Annotated in this window: 20 protein-coding genes; 17 read left to right on the forward strand and 3 right to left on the reverse strand. The window is 27.3% G+C overall.

Annotated features, from left to right (window positions below):
* The first annotated feature begins 3 nt into the window (after nucleotides 1–3).
* The 16 genes from argS to JXZ93_RS01465 all read left to right on the forward strand — a co-directional run bounded on the left by argS (nucleotide 4) and on the right by JXZ93_RS01465 (nucleotide 15,409).
* Nucleotides 4–1,662 (forward strand): arginine--tRNA ligase, encoded by a 1,659-nt coding sequence (gene argS / locus JXZ93_RS01390; RefSeq protein ID WP_205851920.1) that lies wholly within the window; start codon nucleotides 4–6, stop codon nucleotides 1,660–1,662.
* Nucleotides 1,663–1,733: 71 nt separating this feature from the next.
* A complete protein-coding gene (gene rpoE, locus JXZ93_RS01395; protein WP_205851919.1) occupies nucleotides 1,734–2,000 on the forward strand; it encodes a DNA-directed RNA polymerase subunit delta in 267 nt (88 codons plus the stop codon).
* 30 nt (nucleotides 2,001–2,030) lie between these two features.
* A complete protein-coding gene (gene fba, locus JXZ93_RS01400; protein ID WP_205851918.1) occupies nucleotides 2,031–2,897 on the forward strand; it encodes a class II fructose-1,6-bisphosphate aldolase in 867 nt (288 codons plus the stop codon).
* 544 nt (nucleotides 2,898–3,441) lie between these two features.
* Entirely contained in the window at nucleotides 3,442–4,185 is a 744-nt protein-coding gene (locus JXZ93_RS01405; protein ID WP_205851917.1) for a F0F1 ATP synthase subunit A, read from the forward strand.
* A 22-nt stretch (nucleotides 4,186–4,207) separates the two neighbouring features.
* Nucleotides 4,208–4,525, forward strand: a complete 318-nt coding sequence (gene atpE / locus JXZ93_RS01410) for an ATP synthase F0 subunit C (protein ID WP_205851916.1) — start codon at nucleotides 4,208–4,210, stop codon at nucleotides 4,523–4,525.
* 13 nt (nucleotides 4,526–4,538) lie between these two features.
* Nucleotides 4,539–5,126: a F0F1 ATP synthase subunit B gene (gene atpF / locus JXZ93_RS01415; protein WP_205851915.1), complete on the forward strand. Its 588-nt coding sequence runs from the start codon at nucleotides 4,539–4,541 to the stop codon at nucleotides 5,124–5,126.
* Nucleotides 5,126–5,671 (forward strand): ATP synthase F1 subunit delta, encoded by a 546-nt coding sequence (gene atpH / locus JXZ93_RS01420; RefSeq protein ID WP_205852513.1) that lies wholly within the window; start codon nucleotides 5,126–5,128, stop codon nucleotides 5,669–5,671. Before atpF ends, atpH begins: the two co-directional genes overlap by 1 nt.
* Nucleotides 5,672–7,252, forward strand: coding sequence for a F0F1 ATP synthase subunit alpha (atpA, locus tag JXZ93_RS01425; RefSeq protein WP_205851913.1), 1,581 nt, complete (start codon nucleotides 5,672–5,674; stop codon nucleotides 7,250–7,252).
* On the forward strand, nucleotides 7,245–8,102 hold the full coding sequence (atpG, locus tag JXZ93_RS01430) for an ATP synthase F1 subunit gamma (protein ID WP_205852514.1): 858 nt from the start codon (nucleotides 7,245–7,247) through the stop codon (nucleotides 8,100–8,102). The genes atpA and atpG overlap by 8 nt, the downstream gene beginning before the upstream one ends.
* A 13-nt stretch (nucleotides 8,103–8,115) precedes the next feature.
* Nucleotides 8,116–9,507 (forward strand): F0F1 ATP synthase subunit beta, encoded by a 1,392-nt coding sequence (atpD, locus tag JXZ93_RS01435; RefSeq protein ID WP_205852515.1) that lies wholly within the window; start codon nucleotides 8,116–8,118, stop codon nucleotides 9,505–9,507.
* A complete protein-coding gene (gene atpC / locus JXZ93_RS01440) occupies nucleotides 9,507–9,917 on the forward strand; it encodes an ATP synthase F1 subunit epsilon (protein WP_308699350.1) in 411 nt (136 codons plus the stop codon). Before atpD ends, atpC begins: the two co-directional genes overlap by 1 nt.
* A 296-nt stretch (nucleotides 9,918–10,213) precedes the next feature.
* The gene (locus tag JXZ93_RS01445) at nucleotides 10,214–12,025 is read left to right on the forward strand and encodes an ABC transporter permease (protein ID WP_205852516.1); all 1,812 of its coding nucleotides are present in this window, start codon (nucleotides 10,214–10,216) and stop codon (nucleotides 12,023–12,025) included.
* A gap of 2 nt (nucleotides 12,026–12,027) precedes the next feature.
* Entirely contained in the window at nucleotides 12,028–12,732 is a 705-nt protein-coding gene (locus tag JXZ93_RS01450) for an ABC transporter ATP-binding protein (protein WP_205851909.1), read from the forward strand.
* Nucleotides 12,710–13,681: an aromatic motif membrane protein gene (locus tag JXZ93_RS01455; RefSeq protein ID WP_205852517.1), complete on the forward strand. Its 972-nt coding sequence runs from the start codon at nucleotides 12,710–12,712 to the stop codon at nucleotides 13,679–13,681. Before JXZ93_RS01450 ends, JXZ93_RS01455 begins: the two co-directional genes overlap by 23 nt.
* On the forward strand, nucleotides 13,674–14,498 hold the full coding sequence (locus tag JXZ93_RS01460) for an aromatic motif membrane protein (protein ID WP_205852518.1): 825 nt from the start codon (nucleotides 13,674–13,676) through the stop codon (nucleotides 14,496–14,498). Before JXZ93_RS01455 ends, JXZ93_RS01460 begins: the two co-directional genes overlap by 8 nt.
* Nucleotides 14,498–15,409 (forward strand): aromatic motif membrane protein, encoded by a 912-nt coding sequence (locus JXZ93_RS01465; RefSeq protein ID WP_205852519.1) that lies wholly within the window; start codon nucleotides 14,498–14,500, stop codon nucleotides 15,407–15,409. The genes JXZ93_RS01460 and JXZ93_RS01465 overlap by 1 nt, the downstream gene beginning before the upstream one ends.
* Nucleotides 15,410–15,453: 44 nt before the next feature.
* Here JXZ93_RS01465 and JXZ93_RS01470 read toward each other — a convergent pair whose 3' ends face one another.
* Entirely contained in the window at nucleotides 15,454–16,050 is a 597-nt protein-coding gene (locus tag JXZ93_RS01470) for an FMN-dependent NADH-azoreductase (protein WP_205851905.1), read from the reverse strand.
* 158 nt (nucleotides 16,051–16,208) lie between these two features.
* Between JXZ93_RS01470 and JXZ93_RS01475 the strand changes: the two genes are divergently transcribed.
* Nucleotides 16,209–17,396 carry a phosphopentomutase gene (locus JXZ93_RS01475; protein WP_205851904.1) on the forward strand — a complete coding sequence of 396 codons (1,188 nt, stop codon included), beginning with the start codon at nucleotides 16,209–16,211 and terminating at the stop codon, nucleotides 17,394–17,396.
* Between the two features lie 65 nt (nucleotides 17,397–17,461).
* On the opposite strand, the gene JXZ93_RS01480 is transcribed toward JXZ93_RS01475, so the two are convergent.
* Together JXZ93_RS01480 and JXZ93_RS01485 are read right to left on the reverse strand one after the other, a co-directional pair.
* Nucleotides 17,462–18,682, reverse strand: a complete 1,221-nt coding sequence (locus JXZ93_RS01480; RefSeq protein WP_205851903.1) for a hypothetical protein — start codon at nucleotides 18,680–18,682, stop codon at nucleotides 17,462–17,464.
* 299 nt (nucleotides 18,683–18,981) lie between these two features.
* Nucleotides 18,982–19,878, reverse strand: a complete 897-nt coding sequence (locus JXZ93_RS01485; protein WP_205851902.1) for a GIY-YIG nuclease family protein — start codon at nucleotides 19,876–19,878, stop codon at nucleotides 18,982–18,984.
* Nucleotides 19,879–20,257: the final 379 nt, after the last annotated feature.

The raw sequence follows: 20,257 nt of genomic DNA on the forward strand, positions 1-20,257 counted from the left end.
GTGATGCTTTTAAACGTAAAAATTAGAGATTTGATTATAGATTCGATAAAAAAAATGCAAAAAAATAATTTTTTTCAACAAGAATTTGATGCGAAAAAAATAGGTTTTTTGATTAGTTTACCAAATTTGCCCGAACATTTAGAAGATGAAGAAATCAAATATGATTTATCTACTAATGTAGCATTTTTGCTCAAAAAATTTGTTAAAACTTCACCATTAAATATCGCTACCGAATTAGCAAATACTTTGATGTTAAATTATGAAGTATTTGCTAAAGTTGATGTAGCAACCCCTGGTTTTATAAATATAATTTTAAAAGATGCAGTTTTCAATGAGGTATTATTAAACGCAAATGAACAAGGCTTTAATTATGGTGCAAACCAATTTGATCCAATTAAAATAAATGTCGAATATATTTCTGCTAATCCAACAGGATTTTTACATGTAGGTCATGTTAGAGGTGCTGTTTTTGGAGATTCCTTAATTAAAATTTATCGTCACGCCGGTTATAAAGTAGAGTCAGAATATTATGTTAATGACGCAGGAAATCAAATTAATGTATTGGCTAATTCTGCAAAAGTAAGATATTTTGGATTATTTGACAAAGAATTAGATATGCCTGAAGAATCATACAAAGGACAAGATATTACTTGAGCGGTAGAGCAAATTAAAAATAAAAAAGGAGATTATTACTTAGATAATTTTGATTCAAAATACAATGAATTTAAAACGGAAGTTAAAGATATTTTGTTAGACAAAATTAAGTTTGACTTATCGAAGTTAAACATTAGTAAATTTGATACCTTCTCAAGTGAACTTTCCATTTTAAAAAACGGAGCAGTAGAAGAAGCTCTAGATAAAATGAAAGAATTTACATATCATAAAGATGGTGCTTTATTTTTAAAAACAACAGAATTTAAAGATGATAAAGATCGTGTTTTAATTAAGTCCGATGGAGCTAACACATATTTACTTCCTGATATTGCATATCATTTAACAAAATTTAAGAAAGCGGATCGTTTAATTAATATTTGAGGTGCCGATCATTCAGGTTATGTCGAAAGAATGAAAGCAGCATTAAGTATTTTAGGATATGATGAAAAAAAATTAGATGTTTTAATAATTCAATTAGTTAGATTAATAAAAAACGGAGAAGAATTTAAAATGTCTAAAAGAGCAGGGACAAGTGTTACATTGTCAGACTTATTAGAGGTTAGTTCACCGGACGCAATTAGATTTATGATGTTAACTCGTGAAATTAATAATAAATTTGATTTTGATATTGATTTTTCAAATTCATCAAATAATAGTAATCCAGTTTATATTGTTCAATATGCACACTCTAGAACAGTTTCATTACTTAATAATTTGATAGTTCCGAGTTTAAATGCCGAATTTAAATTAAGTTATAAAGCTAAAAAAATAGTTTTAGCAATTGATGAGTTTCCATCTTTAATTAAAACAATTGTTGAAACTTCAAAAGTTAATTTAATGAGTCAATACTTATTAAATTTAGCTAAATTATTTAATAGTTTTTATTCCGAAACAAAGCTTAAAGGACACGAAAACGAATCTGAATATGCTTATCTAGTTAAGGTTGTTCAACTTGTTTTACGTCTTGGTTTAAGTTTAATAGGTGTTACTGCACCAGAAAATATGTAATTTTTAAACAAATATTAAAAAAAACATTTTTTGGTTTATAATTAATACACAAAGTATCGAAAGGAAAATTAATGAAGAATAAAACAATGTTAGAAATAGCTATAGAAGTTATTTCTTCTGATACATCTAGATCTTTCACATTTGATGAAATTTTCCAAAGAATTGAAGAAGAACTTAGGGAAGTTTGAATTCAAAGCTATGAAGATGACGAAAATTTTACCCTTGATAAGATAAAAGAAAAGAAAATGGGTGAATTATATCGTTTGTTAACTGTTGATATGAGATTTACAAGAAATCTTGACGGTACTTGAATTAGTAGTACAACAGAAATTAATTAACAATGAATAAAATAGAAAGTAGGAAAAAAGATGCCATTAGTAAACGCAAAAGAAATGCTTAAAAAAGCAAAAGAAGGAAAATACGCAGTTCCTCACATTAATATTAATAATCTTGAATGAGCAAAAGCTGTTTTATTAACAGCTGAAGCCGAAAAATCACCAATTATTGTTGCAACATCAGAAGGTGCAGTGAAATATATGGGTGGTTTAAATGCAGTTAGTGGAATGGTTTTAGGTTTAATAAAAGACTTAAAAATTACAATTCCTGTTGCATTACACTTAGATCATGGTTCATATGAAGGTGTTAAAGCTGCTATCGAAAATGAAGGATATACATCAGTTATGTTCGATGGTTCACATTATCCGTTTGATGAGAACTACGCTAAAACAAAAGAATTAGTAGAATTAGCTAGAAAAAGAAATATGTCATTTGAAGCTGAAGTAGGAACAATCGGTGGAGAAGAAGATGGAATTGTAGGAAATGGTGAATTCGCAAATCCTGAAGAAGCTAAAAAAATGGCTTCACTTGGAATTGATGTTTTAGCGGCTGGAATCGGAAATATTCATGGTCCATACCCAACAACATGAGAATCATTAAGTTTTGACACATTAACAGAAATTAGTTCAGCCGCTGGAATCGGTATCGTATTACACGGTGGAAGTGGAATTCCTTCAGAACAAATCAAAAAAGCTATTAGTTTAGGTGTTACAAAAATTAATGTTAATACAGAGTTACAACAATCAAACCATAAAGCATTAAGAGAATATATTTTGAGCGGAAAAGACTTAGAAGGCAAAAACTTTGACCCACGTAAATTATATAAACCAGGGTTTGAAGCTATGTGCGAAACAGTTAAGTTTAAAATACATGAATTCGGTTCAAATAATAAAGCTTAATTTGACAAAAAACACTAAAATAAAGCGAAATAAGTATCGTTTTATTTTTTTTAAAAATTTTTTACAAAAAACATAAAAAAAGTTATAAAATACTTTTAAGCAAACACAAACAAAGGAGTGCTATGAGCAATTTTAGAAAGAGTTTTGATGTTATATATATTACTCTTCTAATTATCTCGAGTGCGTTTTTTTTCATTATTAATTTATGAATAAGAGGATCTTTATTTGGTTTTGCTATAGGGTCTTTTACTTCGTTTTTACTTTTTAAAATTACCTGGATTTTGAATACAGTTAATCTTAAAAAAAGAAAAATATTAATTATTGCTCATATATTAAAAATGTTAATATTTTTTATTATTTTATCCTTAATTATGTATTTAATAGTAAGTATTAATAAAATCTCAAATCAAAGCACAAAGTCCTTATTAGAAGTTAATTTTACTGATGCTCAAATCAATTTAGGTATATTCTTTATTGGTTTATTAAGTAGCTTCATAAGTATTATTTTTACTTCAATATACTTAAAAAATAAAAAGGAGGTTTAATGAAGATAATCGAGAAATTATGAGTTTGAAATTTACCTCAACTATTGTCATTATTTATGACTGTGTTAATTATTGTGGTGCTATCAATTATTGCTTTTATAAAAGTTAAAAAAGTTAAAAATGATAAGTCGCCAACGGGCGTAGCTTTAATAGCAGAATCATATGTAAAGGCATTGGATGATAATTTCGATAATGTTGCTGACGGTTCAATTCCGAAAGCTAAATTTTATATTTTTACTTTAGGTACTTTTTTAGTTATAGGTAACTTGTTACCAATAATTGGATTAAAACCAATTGGTAGTTCAATCTCAGTGCCTTTTACACTTGCTTTAATGACATGAATGGGTGTTTTTGTGGCTGGTGCAATTCATCGAAAAAGAAAATATATTAAAGATGTTATGAATCCGATGGAATTGATTGGTAAATTTGGTAGTTTAATTTCGCTTTCAGCTCGTATGTATGGTAACTTAATGGGTGGTGCTGCGATCTTATTAATGGTATATGCTTTAGTAGGAAATATAACTATCGGAGGGTCACCATTTTATTACTTAGGATCTATCTTTACTCCTGTGCTACATTTTTATTTCGATATATTTGGGGCAGTGTTGCAAGCTATAGTTTTCACGCTGTTAACAATAGTATATTGAAAGATGGAATCGGAAGTTCCAGAAGAAAAACCGAAAAAGTTTACTTATAAAATTTTTAAAAATATGAAAAAAAATAAAGTAGAACATATATATTAATAAAATAAAAGTAGGAGAAAAAATGATTATAGAATCAATTCAAAAATTAGCAGAAGAAGCTTCAAACTCAACATCAAAGGCGGCCGAAGTTATGGCTAACAATGGTGGAGCAGACTTAAAAACTGGATTATTAGCAATCGGTGCTGGTTTAGCAGCTATCGGTGTTATAGGAACAGGGGTTGGACAAGGTTATGCAGCTGGTAAAGCAGCTGAAGCTGTTGGGAGAAACCCAGAAGCAGAGAAAAAAGTTAGAAACATGTTAATTGTTGGTGCTGGAATTGCTGAATCATCAGCTATTTATGCTTTCGTTATTGCTATATTAATTCTTTTCGTATTATAATAGTATTTTTCTTATGATATTAAATATCGATAAATTCCATAAATTTGCAGCAGAAGCGTCAAGTAGTACACCGAGTGCAGGAGAACAACTTAAAGAAGAATTTTTAGGTATTTTTCCAAGTATTCCATTAATGATTGCAACTATTCTTGCTTTCATAATAGTATTTGCTGCACTATGATATTTTCTATATAAACCTGTTAAAAAAATGATGAAAAATCGTCATGATTTTATTCAAAACAATATAGATGATTCGATCAGTAAAAAAGAAGAAAGTATTAAAACATTAAACGAAGCAAATGCGCAACTCAAAAATGCGCACGTGCAAGCTGACAATATCCTTACAAAAGCTAAATTAAAAGCAGAAAAAATAGCAGAGTTTTATACTAACCAAGCAACTATTAAATCAAAACGTTTATTAGATGAAACAAGATTAGACATTAGTGCGCAACAAAAAGAATTTGATCTAAATTCTAAAAAATATATTGTTGAAATTGCTACACAATTATCAGAAAAAATTCTAAAACGTGAAATTTCAAAAGATACACAAGATAAAATCATTGATCAATTCTTAAATTCAGATAAAGAGGTTGAAGAGTTATAATGTATGAAAAAAGACACATTTCAGCCTACGCAGTTGCTATATTTGATTTAGCTAAAGAGGAAGATAAATTTGAAATTCTACAAACAGAATTTGAAACAATTAAAGAATTTACGGATAACAAAGATTTTATAAATTATTTATCAAATTATGATATTAGTGAAATGCATAAATTCGAAACAATAGATATTGCCTTTAAAGGTTTTCACTGAATAACTACTAATTTTATCAAGGTCATTGTTTCCAGAAAAGTTGTTAGTTACCTTAAAAAAATAATTATTGAATATCTAAAACTATCAAATCACGAATTAAGAATTCGTTTTGTAGATGTTATTTCGGCATTTCCAATCGACGAAAAACAACTTTTAGATATTAAAAACAAACTTCAAGAAAATACTCGTAGAAAAGTTAGAATTACACATCATGTGGATCCTAATTTAATTAGCGGTTTTAAAATCGTTTCCCGTACCGAAGTTTTAGAAAATAACATTAAAAACGAATTAGATAAATTAAAAAATGATATTTTAATTAATAAAAAGGAGGTTTAGATGGCAGTCAAATTAGATGATATTTCAGCGATTATTAAAGATAGAATTAAAAATATTAATTCTAATGTAGATCGTTCAGAGATCGGGAAAGTTATCTCTATTGGTGATGGTATAGCTCTTGTTAACGGGCTTGAAAAAGTTATGAATAGTGAAATTGTTACTTTTGACAATGGTGTTTTTGGGCTTGCTCTTAACCTAGAAGAAGAAACAGTTGGTGTCGCTCTTTTTGGAGATGCTAATTCAGTTTCTGAAGGAGATTCTGTTAGAAGAACTGGTGAAGTTATTTCTATTAGTGTCGGAGATGAACTTTTAGGTAGAGTCGTAGACGCACTAGGGAATCCAATTGATGGTAAAGGTCCAATTATCACAACTAAAAAATCAGAAATATTTAAAACAGCTTCCGGTGTTATGAGCCGTAAAGAAGTTAATCAACCTATGGAAACAGGTATTTTAGCAATTGATACCATGATTCCGATTGGTAAAGGACAAAGAGAACTTATTATCGGTGACCGTCAAACCGGTAAAACAGCAATTGCAATTGATACAATTATTAATCAAAAAGATAAAAATGTTAAATGTGTTTATGTCGCAATTGGTCAAAAGAATTCAACAGTTGCTCAAATAGTTCAAAAATTATCAGATTCTGGAGCATTAGAATATACTACAATAGTTGTGGCTGGAGCTAGCGAGCTAGCGCCACAACAATATATTGCGCCTTACACTGGTGTTACAATTGCAGAAGAATGAATGTTTAAAGGTGAAGATGTTTTAATCGTTTATGATGATTTATCAAAACACGCTATCGCTTATAGAACATTATCATTACTTTTAAGAAGACCTCCTGGTCGTGAAGCTTATCCTGGTGATGTTTTCTATTTACACTCTCAATTATTAGAACGTGCCGCAAGATTGAATAAGAACTTCGGTGGTGGTTCAATTACAGCATTACCGATTATTGAAACTCAACAAGGTGATATTTCAGCTTATATACCTACTAACGTAATTTCTATTACTGATGGTCAAATTTTTACAAAAGAAAGTTTATTTAATTCTGGTCAAAGACCTGCGGTAGATATTGGATTTAGTGTTTCTAGGGTTGGTTCTTCAGCTCAAACAAAAGCTATGAAACAAGTTGTGGGTTCTTTGAAGTTAGAATTGGCTCAATATAATGAAATGTTAGCATTTGCTCAATTTGGATCAGATTTAGATGAATCTACAAAAACAATTCTTGATCATGGTGCAAAAGTTTATGAACTATTAAGACAAGAACAATATTCACCAATAAAACAAGAAATTCAATCAATTTTACTTGTAGGTGTTAAAGAAAGAATTATAAACCCTTTACCTAAAGAATACATTCACGAATATCGTGACAATATAATTAATTGAGCAACAACAGATAGTGTCGGTTTATCATTGGTAAGTAGAATCTCAGAACAAGGTAAAATTACAGAAGAAGATTATAAATTAATTGAAAATACAGTCGTTAAAATAGTAAATGATATTGTTGCTACAATACCGGAATATAATCCAAACTTACATAAACAAATGCCAGAAAAATATAGTTTAAAAGATGCCTAATTTAAATAGCTTAAAAAATAGAATTAATGTTGTTAGCAACACACAAAAAATTACTAATGCAATGGAACTTGTTTCTACTTCAAAATTAAGAAAAATGAGAAATGACTATATAAATATTATTTCTTATCAAGAATCATTGCAAGAAACTTTCGACCAATTAATTGCTAATATTGACGAAAATGACTTTTATGCTATTTTTCCAAAGAATTCAGATGTAAAAAGCAGATTATTTATTTTAGTAACTAGTGATTTAGGTTTATGTGGTTCGTATAATCACAATGCTTTTCAATTATTACGTGATAAAGTTTCTGAATACGATCAAATCATAGTTTTAGGAGGAAAAGGGATTAGTTTATTGGCATCTAGTTCCTTAAAATCACAAGTCATAAAACAATATTCAAATATTGGGGATAAAATGCCATATAAATTAGCTTCAGAAATTTCAAAATTAGCTATGGAGCTATACAAAAACAAAGAAATTAATTCAATTAATTTAGTTTATACAAAATTTATTAATAATATAAATCAAGATGCATTATGTCAACAAATTTTTCCGTTTGATTTTACTAAAAAAGAGAATGTTCAAACAAGTAGTTCTGTAATTGAGTTTGAGCCAAATGCAGAAACAGTGCTTTCTTCTTCAGTTCCATTGTTTTTAGCAAGTACTATTTATTGTTTAAGTTCAAATTCGAAAATTTCAGAAACAGCTTCAAGACGTAATGCGATGGAAAACGCAACAAACAATGCTACAGAATTAATTTCGGATTTAAAATTAGAATACAACAGAGAACGTCAAAGTAAAATAACACAAGAATTAACAGAAATAGTTGCTGGTGCAGACGCAACTTAATTAAGGAGAATTTATGATAAGAAACGAAGGTACAATAGTACAAATTCTTGGTCCGGTAGTTGACGTGCGTTTTCAAGAAGGTAAATTACCTAAATTATTAAACGCTTTAACTATCAAGCACGAAGATCAAGTTTATACTTTTGAAGTTGCACAACATATTGGTGATGATACAGCTCGTACAATTGCAATGGGCTCAACAAACGGGCTTCGTAGAGGAATGACAGTTTTAGATACAGGACGTGCTATTTCTATGCCGGTTGGTAATGCAGTTTTAGGTAGAATGTTTGACGTTTTAGGTAATCCTATTGATGATAAACCAATGGATGAAGATGTTGAGCGAATGCCTATTCATGCCCCTTCTCCAAGTTATGAAGAACAAAAAACATCTTCAGAAATATTAGAAACAGGTATTAAGGTTATTGATTTATTAATACCATACGCAAAAGGTGGAAAAATTGGTCTTTTTGGTGGTGCAGGGGTTGGTAAAACAGTTCTTGTTCAAGAATTAATCAACAATATTGCAACACAACATAATGGGCTTTCTGTTTTTGCGGGAGTTGGTGAACGTACTCGTGAAGGTAATGATTTATACCATGAAATGAATGCTGCTGGTGTTTTAGATAAAACAGCATTAGTCTTTGGTCAAATGAATGAATCTCCAGGTGCTCGTATGAGAGTTGCGCTTAGCGGTCTTACAATGGCAGAATATTTTAGAGATAAACAAAATCAAGATGTTTTATTATTCATTGACAATATTTTTAGATTTACACAAGCTGGTTCGGAAGTGTCAGCCTTATTAGGTCGTATGCCATCAGCTGTTGGTTATCAACCAACATTAGCAACAGAAATGGGCGCCTTGCAAGAACGTATTACTTCAACTAGAAGAGGTTCAATAACATCTGTTCAAGCGGTTTATGTTCCTGCTGATGATTTAACTGATCCGGCGCCTGCAACAACATTTACTCACTTAGATGCTAAAACAGTTTTAGACCGTGGTATAGCTTCTTTAGGTATTTACCCGGCGATTGACCCTCTTAACTCATCATCTAGATTATTAGATCCACTTGTGGTTGGTGCTGAACATTATGATGTCGCACAAAAAGTAGTATCTATTTTACAAAGATTTAAAGAGTTACAAGATATTATTGCAATTTTAGGTATGGGTGAACTATCAGAAGAAGATAAAAAAATAGTAGCTCGTGCAAGAAGAATCAGAAACTTCTTATCTCAACCGTTTACAGTTGCAGAGAAGTTTTCAGGTATTAAAGGTGCATATGTGCCACTAAAAGATACAATACGAAGCTTTAAGGAAATTTTAGAAGGTAAATACGATTCATATCCTGAAGATTTATTCAGATATGCAGGAAGCATCGATGATGTTATCGCAAGATTTAATAAAAAATAATGTCTAAAATGTATTTAAAAATAACTGTTCCTTCAGGTATTTTTTATGAAAATGATGTTGAGATTATTACACTTAAAATGTCACGTGGTTATATAGGAATTCAACCGGGACACTCAACAATGTTTTCAAATATTGAAATAGGAACATTAACAATTGGTTGAGAAAATAAACCTGGTACCGAAAAATTTTTCATAGGTGGCGGGTTAATTTATGTGCTTAAGGATAAAATTAATATTATAACAGATGATATTATAAATGTTAAAGACATAGATATTGAACGTGCAATAAAAGAAAGAGATCAATTGGAAAATAAACTTCGTGAAAACAAATATAGTGCAGCAGATGCATATAGCATGGAATTAAAACTCAAAAAAACATTATTGAGAATTGATACATATAATAAAAAATAATATATGACACCTTAGTTTAAATCTAAGGTGTTTTTTATAAGTAATGATTCAAATTAAAAAAGAAAAATAAAATCAGTTAATTAATGATATAATAATTTAGATTTGTAAAAAAATTAATTTATAAAAAACCACAATTACATAAATTTATCTAAATAATTTTATTTACTAGTCCTTTTTGTTCTAATTTATAATTTAAAGATTTTTTAATAAAAATTCATAAGAAATAATTTTGTATACAACAAGTTACAAAATTATTTCATCATTTAATTCATATTATTGTTTAGAAAGGTTAAAATATGAAAACATCGGCATTTAAATATTCAAAATTTGCTTTTAATACTGTGTTTAAGAAGAAAAGTTCAATCATTATTCCATCTTTAACTTTAATGGTTTCTTTTATTATTGGTTTTGTATTTAAGTTTGTTATAAGCGAAAAACACTTGCCACTTTCATCACATTTATACATATTTGGAATTCTAATTACAACAGTTTTATTTGCATCGATTAAGTCTTTGAATATTTTTAAAGATTTTGAAGAAGAGGGTTTAGAATTAGTCGGTTTATCTAAACCTATTTCAAGGAATAATTTTGTATTAGGAAAATTATTAACTCTAATTTATTTTGGATTAATTTGGTCATCAATTTTATTCATATCAGCATTTATTTCTACATATGCATTATATTCTTCGGTAAATCTTTTTGTTTATTCATTATTATTTTTTGTTGTAGGGTTAGTAACCTATTTATTGATTGGTTTAATAACTTCTTTAATAAGTTATAAACTAAGTCAAAAAATATCAATTACATTACCACTAGTATTTTTTATCCCTTTAGCATTAGGGGGTTCATTACTTTCTTCTAACGCTACTACAAATGTAAATAATGCTGCATACTATATAAATAAAAAATACCCTTATCATTTTTCGGGCAATGAGGTCAATGTGGAACCTTATTTCATGAATAACAATAAAGATGAGTTATTATTGATACCAAATGGTTATGAAAATAAAAAATTTACCCAAGAACAAGTTAATTATTTAAAAGAAGTTATGAATATTGCTAATAAATCATCAAATGAGTGACAAATCTATTCATGATTATCTACTCCTTACCAATTGTTAGATATTTTTAATTTTAATGATCAAAACGTATTTGAATCTATTAGTAAAAATAGTTTTTCAAATCAAGATAATTATGTTTATTATAATAATTTAGATAGCATTTTATTTAAATATAAATTAGATCAAAATGTAGATCAAAAGAAATTTAATGTAACAAACAAAAACCAAAACTCACAAAAATATATAGTTCCTGGACTATTAAAATCAAATTCTGTAATTCCAAATAGTATTAACACTGATATTATTTATGCAAGAGAAGACGCTTCAAGTGTAGATGTTTCTTTTCCTGAAGATAACTCGGAGTTCTCTGCTGAAAACAATTTGGTAGGTAAATTAAAATGAAGATATGTTTATGAAGTTTTACAAGATCCGTCATTTAATTTTATAGCTAGAGAATTTGTTAATAATTTTAAAAGTGAAGTAGGTAATGGTGACGAAATAATTGATGTTGTTCAATTAAAATGAAAATTATTTGATACTATTTCGTCTTTTGTTAATAATAACGAAAGTCAAATTAATCAATACTCTAATTCTAATTTAGTATTGTTTGATGAACATGCGATTAAAGATAAAAAGTTACAGTCCGAAATAGAGAGAAAACTTTATTTTGCGGTAGCAATACTTAATTTTATTTATTTTAATTATCAAGATAGTGATATTTTTGAAGCGGTTATCGTTGATCAAGAAAAACCAGATTCTTTTGGCGATAATAGGATCGAATTAAACGTTGCAGGGTTTAAATACTTAATCGGAGGATATCAAAGTTTCGAAAAAAAACTATTTGTAAAAGAAAATAAAGTTTTAATTAGATATGATTTAATCCATAGTAATAGTAATTATTTATTTCAATCTGAAGACCAGTTATTTTCTATAAATAGAGAAAAACAAATAGTAAACAAAAATATCTACTTTATATTATGAATAATAATTATTTCAGGGCTATTTGCATCCGTATTTGTCCTATACAAAAGAAAGGAATTTAAATAGTTATGAAAAAAATTTTAGAAATTAAGAATTTAAAAAAAATATTTTTAAAATCTAATCGTGGAATTAATGAAATTAGTTTTTCTATAGATGCCGGAGCATTTCATGCTTTTATAGGTGAAAATGGTGCTGGTAAAACAACGACAATTAAGACAATAATTGGTGCATATACAAATTACCAAGGAAATGTTTTAATCAATAATATTGATGTTAAAAATGCAGAGGCGCGCGAAATATTAGGTTATGTTCCTGAAGTTGCCGTATTCCCAAAAGAATTAACAGTTTATAACTATTTATATAATTTATCTATTTTATCAAACATCAAAAAAGAAGTTGCTAAAGAAAGAATTTACCACTATTTGAAGTTCTTTAATATTGAAAATTTAATTAACGAAAAACCATATAATTTCTCTTCAGGGCAAAAGAAAAAAGTTTTATTAATTCAAGCTTTGTTACATAATCCTAAATTATTAATTTTGGATGAACCAGCCGCTAATTTAGATCCTAGTGCAAGATTTGAATTATTTTCATTACTAAAAAACATTAATGATAAAGAAAAAATTACAATTTTAATTAGTTCTCATGTTTTAGCAGAAATAGATAAATATGTTGATTCTGTAACGCTTATTCATAATGGTAAAATATTATATTCAGGTCATAAAAAAGAATCTTTAGAGGCGTTGTTTTATGAAAAAGTTATTTCTAGTTAGTGCTAGTTTATTTATCTTACCAATAAGTGTTATTAGTTGTATAAGTAGTAACGAGCAAAAAAATCAGATAAACTCATTCAATAAAAAAGAGAAAAATTATTTTTATAAAAACTCTTCTATTGAAACTATTTTAAATTTTTTCACAAATGATAATGAAAATGAAAAAAATATATATGTTTTTCAACAAGAAAATAAATCAGATGCTAAATATAACGAATTAAAATATGCATTTGTTTATGATCCGATTTTTATTACTAATAGTGTTCATAAAAATGGAGATTATAATTATTTAGCCAACAAATCTAAAGATGTAATTAAAAATGCATTGTCAAATGATTGATATTGAACACTAAATAATATTTCACATTTTAAGTATATATATAATCCGTATGGAGATAAATATCGTGCTTTTGATAAGGAAAAAGAGTATTTCGATCAAGTTAAAAAAGATTTTGGTTCATTAACTATCAATATTAAAAATATTAACCCTACAAAATTAATTAAGATTAATTATCAAGATATTGATATGTTAAAAAATAGCAACGCTTATACCGATAAAGAATCTTGATATTTAATTTATGACAACAATAAAGCAGTTAAAATTTGAAAATTTAAAGAAAATGGAGTCCCTAAAATTCAAATTATGACAGATTTATTAATTTTAAATGATTCGAATAATATTGAAGAACAATTACAAAATTTAGAAAACTTAATTTATCAAAAACGTCTAGAAGAATTTAATAATGAGTATGAATATGCAAAAGGGGACGCCGAATCAGAAGGCGAGACATTTAACGATGAATCCTTCTTAAGCGATCATAACGACGAAAAATATATGGAATTTCAAGCTATATATCAATATAACGGACATTTTACATCAGCTCTAGATGAAATCAATAAAGACGGACTAAATATATATAGATTTAGTATGAGGTTTATAGATGAGTAAAATTAAAAAAAATTTTTTAAGAATTTCTTTATTGGGAACTTTACCAATTTTCTTTTCTCTTGCTTCATGCATAAATATTAGTGAAAGTTCAAAATTAAAGAGCAATATTCCAACTGGTTTTGAGTTTGTTCCTAACACTTTAAACCCACATGAAGTTTCAACAAACGAAATTATTGAAAATTTAGTTAATTTAAGGTTTAGAGATGATGAAATTGGAAAAGTTAATTTTTTAAATTCACAAAAAAAAGAAAATGAATTATTTAATCAGTTTGATGAATTAAGTAAAAGTTATTTAGAATTTAAAACCGAAGAAGGATTAAATAAATTAAGAAATTTTTACACAAATAATTGATTATTTATAATTAAAAATATAGATAAATTCAGTTGAACTTATTCAAGTTGATGAACATTTCCGGAAATAGAAACTGCTAAACACACAGAAGAATTTTTTAGTCGTTTAAAAAAACAATCAAGACCTGATGGTTTAAAATTCTTTGATAATTATTGAGACCAATTAAAGGAAGGTGATGAATCTTTTGAATCTCCAAATGACGTTTATTACTTAAGGAAAGGTAGAATATTAATAAGAGTATTAATTTCTAAGAATAACGAGGAAAACAAAATTTTAACTTTTGATAAGATTGTTTATTTTTCAAGATCGAGAACACAAAATATATCTATTAAATTAGTATCTGATGCTTATCATAATGGTATTATTCATCGTCAACAACAAGGTTTCGACTCATTTGAAAAAGAAGTGATAGATAATTTTGGTTTTCCAGCACTTGGTGCGTTAGTTTATAAAGGTGGTAAATAATGAAAAAAATTAAAAAATGATTTATTTTCTCTCCAATTTTGGCTTTAGTTCCGACAATTGCTGTTTCATGACAAAAAACACAAAATATATCTAACGAAACAAAAATGAGTCAAATTGTTACTAAAGAAATAAAAGAAGACAAATGGGACATTTTCTTAAAATATGAATATGTAAACTCTTTATTAAATTTGGCCTTTAAAACAGAAAAAAGTAAAAAAGCTTATATTAAAAAACAAAGAGAAATAAGTGATAATTATTTAACTGAAATAAAAGATTATTTACTTTATGGTAATAATGTTGTTGCAATGTATCGTTCAGATGATAGCTTTTTTTCAAGTAAAAAAGTAATTGGTCTAAAAGATTATCGTGCAAAATTATCTGAATTATTTTCAAGAAATTGACTTTGATTTTTATTTAATTTAGATAGATTTACATTTGCTCTATACGATGCTTTTGATCAATTTCAAGGTACATTAGAGGCATTAAGTCAAGACATACAAAAAAGCAGTTTAGAAACAAGCGCCTTTAATCGTCCAACAACAAATGAAGTTTTGCAATATGTTATCGAAGAAAATGTTATGGATGAAAATCTTGAATATGATGCTTACTTATTAACTAAACAAGGCATTATTTTAAAAATTTCTTTTTCAACACAAGTTAAAGATGGAGACCAAGAAATTCCAAAAAATAAACAAAAAACTGATGTTGCAATTTTTACATATTCATATATTTATCCGTCGTTATTTCAAAACCAAGTAGCATTGCAAAATTTTGATTTAGCTAGATATGCTAGATCAGAAAAATTAGCATCAACATTCGGTTCTAAAAGATGAGTAAAAATTTTGTTTGATGAGCAAAACGGCGGGACACCTTTACGTTTTACAATTGTATACGTAGATGATAAAAAATAATTGAATAAAAAGTTCCTTGTAATTATCAAGGAACTTTTTTAATACTATAAGTCAAATTCTTTTAATTTAGAATCAAATAATTCTTTGTTTTCTTCGTAGTATTTTTCAGGATTTGTGTCTTTAAATAATGCTGTTTTTGTGCCTGTAATTTCAATTGTATCAACTTTTTTTGCTCCTAAGAAGTTAAATGTACCAACTAATCAACTTATATGGCTTCCTCATTGATATCAATCACGTGGTGCACCTTGAGATGCAACCACTAAAACATTTAATTTGTCTAATAGACCAACAGCATCACCTTTTTTAGAATATTTATATGAAAATGTTTTGTTAGCAACAGCTATTGAATCGATAAAGTTTTTAACAACAGCTGCTGCCCCAAAGTTTGTCATTGATTCTGAAATAACTAATAAATCTATTTCTTTTAGTTTGTCAATTCAAAAATCACTTTTAATATCGTTAAAGTATGTTTTTCATGTTGAGTTTGTTAAAAATACTTTTGAGTGTGTTTCGTTTAAGTTAAATTTTTCAACTTGGTGACCTTCTGCAACTAATTTTTCATATAATTTATTCATAGCAACTGTTGAATATGAGTTGTTTGAATTATCTAATGATCCTTCCAAAAATAGTACTTTTTTCATTTTTTTCCCCCTAAAATTGTGTTTTTGTATTTTTAATGTAATTATTATATCATTTTTTATTTTTAAAATTTAAAAATCAAAACAAAATAAAATATATTTTTTTCAATTATAAGAGTAAAATTAAATGTATATTAAAAAATACAAAAAGGAGTTAATATATGGCAAAATTTAAACGTATATTTATGATTGTAACAGACGGTCTAGGTATTGGTCCTGATAGAGATCAAAAATTCTTTGGTGATGCTGGTGCAAATACAATAAGATCGGCTTCAATGGTTGAAGAATTTAAAATTGACACATGAAAAAAATTAGGAATAGGTAATATTACAAATTTAAATGGTAACTATCATGTGCCAAAAACTTTAGCATATATGGCTAAAGTTCAAGAAGTGTCTAATGCAAAAGATACTTTAGCAGGACATTGAGAAATGATGGGTATTAAAACAGTTACACCATTTCCGACATTTACGGAAACAGGGTTCCCTCAAGAATTGATTGATGAGTTATCTAAAGCATTTGACGGAAGACCAATTGTTGGTAATAAATCTTCATCAGGTACTGAAATAATTAATGAATTAGCACATGAAGAAAAGGAAAGAGGCGCTATAATAGTTTATACATCACTCGACTCCGTTTTACAAATATGTGCGCACGAGGAATGAACAGGATTAGATAATTTATATAGATATGCAAAAGCCGCTCGTGAAATTTGTTCATCGCGTCCTGAATGGAATGTAGGTCGTATTATTGCTAGACCATACATCGGTACATTCGGAAGTTTTGAGAGAACATTTAATAGACATGATTATGCAAACAAACCAAGCGAAATGATTTTGAACAGACTACAAGATAAAGGTGTCGAAGTTGTTTCGATAGGTAAAATCAACGATATTTTTGTTGGTCAAGGAATTAGTACTCACTACGCAAGTCAAGGTGATGAAGATGGCATGGATATTACGATAGAATTAGCACAACAAGAGACAGAAAATAAATTTATTTTTACTAATTTAGTACAATTTGATTCACACTATGGACATAGACGTAATGTTCACGGTTATGCCGAAAATATTGCTAAATTAGATGTTAAATTAGGCAAATTAATTAACGCAATGCGTGAAGATGATTTATTAATTGTAACTTCCGACCATGGAAATGATCCTTTATATCCAGGATTTAATCATACAAGAGAATTTTTACCTGCTACAATTTTTTCAAAAATGTTTACAAAACCAAAAGTATTACCTAACTTCCAAGGTTTAGGAACATTAGGTAATATTGTTGCTAAAAACTTTGGCGTTGATATTGTTGAAGAAACAGGTGACGACATTTTTGATCAATTAGTGTAATTAAAAAATGCAAATTTAAGTTTGCATTTTTTATTATCTAATTACACAATTTAATATCTTCAGGATTAAGCGTTTCTGCTACTAAATAATATTTGAGACACTCTGTTTTTAATAGAATCAAATAAATCTAAAATAGTATTTATTTTTTGAGGGATTTGATTTTTATTTGCTATATTTTCTATAACACCTGCAAAGTAATTGGCTATTTCTCCTTTAAATTCATTTGATCCGATAAAATTATTGTTAATAACCAATAAATCTTTGAAATTATTAACTAATAATTGTTTATCATTTTGATTTAAACTATTAAATCTAAATGATGTTGTTCCGTTTGATTCTCTATTATAACTATATAATTTTCCTAAAATTCCTCTAATTACCATTATTTTTTGATTTATCTCTTCAGAATTTTTACCTGGTTTAGGAGTGAATAATGAACTTATGGAAGCTTCGATATCGGAATCTTTTATTTGCTCCTTAATGATGAGTTCTTTTATTTTTGGTTGTCTCTTAAACACGCTTAAATACATATTTTTTAATCTTTCAAGTGTTTCCGCAATTCCTAAAAAATCTTTTAGTTTATCAATTATAAACATTGTATTTTGCATTGATGTATTTATACTTAACTTAAAACTGTTATATAATTCTAGAAGATTATTAGCTTTTTGCAATGTTTTTTCAACATCAAGAATTTCTTTTAATATAGGTAAAATTTCATAAGAGATAATTTCTTTAGCTTCTTTTGCGCTAAAACCTAAACTAATTGTAAGATCAGAAAAAATACTTAGAACGTTTTCGATTATCAACTTCACATTTTCTTTGACTTGTGCGTCTTTTGCAACCGACACAAAACTATTTTTAAATGATTTTATATATTGCAAGATGTTTTCGTTAATTATATGTACTTCACTATTTCCGTTATTAGACTTTATTGCATAAAATTTTAGAAATTTGGAATTTTCAGATATTCTATAAGAGTGTTCATCTACTTTATCTTTTTCATTTAATTGTTGGATTTCGTTATCAATAATTTCGTTTAATTTTTCAATACCTTTTTGAATTTCTTCAATAAGAGTATTAGCTTGTAATGAATTTTGGTTTTTTAATTCATTAATAGATTGCACGTTATTTTCATTATTCAACTGAACTGTTGATTTATTATAGATAACTTCTGGGTCATCTGCTTTTTTATTATTTTGTTCATTGGCGTTGCATGATACCGCAAAAACTAGTGAACTAGTCATAGAAGGTATTAAAGTACCCAATATAAATTTTCATTTTTTCATATTTTATTTTAAAAACTCCCTAATATAAATTTAATTATCAAAATTATTATATTAAAATTTTATTCAATTTATTTTATTTGGCATAAAAAGATGCTAAATTAATATCTAATAAAAATATTTTGAAAGTATTTATTATCATCATTAAAAGATGCAAATAAAATTTAATATATTTTTAGTTCAAAAAATGGCTATTGAATAATTAAAAATGAAATTAAGAATTAACTCTTAATTTCATTTTTTCTTTAAATATCTTTTGCTAAATTATATATTCAACTTATGGCTTGATTAGTATCATTTTTTTATATTGTATTATCACCATTCTCTTCTATATCTTTTAAAGTTATACCATTTTCATTTTTTCAATCGGTTCTACCATTTGTGTTCATCCCTAACACGAACGCTGCTGCGTATGATGGACTATTGAAAAGATAGTTTTTTGTAAGTCTTCCATTTACTATTTCATTATTATTTTTACATTTTTTTCTAATTTCTTTTATTGTTTTAGGTATAGAATTTGAATCTTCTAATTCGATAATACTATCTTTTAGTACTACAAATCCTTCATTAGTTCTCATACATTTCGATTCAATTATCTTGTTTGATTTTTTGTTTTTACGAGAAAGATACAACATTAATTCTTTTGTTTCTTTAGGGGTATTTTTACTTGTATGATCAATTAGTGGGACAAATAATTTATATCCTAAAACACCAAGCACCATTTTTGAATATTCAATGAAGTCTTCTAGTTCTGATTCTTTTTCTTCAGTAACGTTACCAGGATTGGGATCGTTTTCATTTCTAACTTTAAATCTATCTGTGGAAACGGTCATATTAGTAAATCTATTTTCGAGATAACTTATTTCTGTTGGTCCAAACGAGTTATTTTGGGTTGTTATCATTACTACGTCGCTAAAGTATGTATTATCCCTTAAGTGTTCCATCACTCTAAAAAGTATACCTTCACCATTTTTACGAATTCCTGCTTGTCCTATATAAACTTCATCTTCATCGTTGTCGTTTTTATCGAATAGAAAATAAACTCCACTTTGTTTCAAGTCTTGTCTATCTTTGCATTTATCAATATGCGATCTTGGCACTTTATATACAAGGCCAGTTCAATTTGCTAATGTACACTTTATTCTTCCAGTAACATCACCATCCATCAAATAGAGATTAAAATTTTTGCTATTATTCATTTTTTGTGTCTCCTAAATTTTGCTTCTAATATTTATTACTATTAAATTATAAAATAGTTCTTATTTATAATAAGAAGAAATAGAATTATAATGTATATTTTAAATTTATTTTTTTAAAAGGTTTATAATTAGTATAGGTTGATTTTTATAAGTCAGCCAAAAATAAAAAAATAAATTGAAACATTAATCTTAACTTTTCAGAATATTTACTACATATATAAGCTTAATGTTACTTTATTATTTTCTAAATTAGTGAATTCACTAATCGTTCTATAATTTTATTTGCACAGCTCTAATTCGATCTAAAATAAAAAAGAGCTGTGTTTTTTTAATGAATAATAATTTTTAATAGATTATCACTGTTAAAAATTATTATTTT

The sequence above is a fragment of the Mycoplasma sp. CSL10166 genome, from assembly GCF_017116885.1.
Classification (GTDB): domain Bacteria; phylum Bacillota_I; class Bacilli_A; order Mycoplasmatales; family Metamycoplasmataceae; genus Mycoplasmopsis.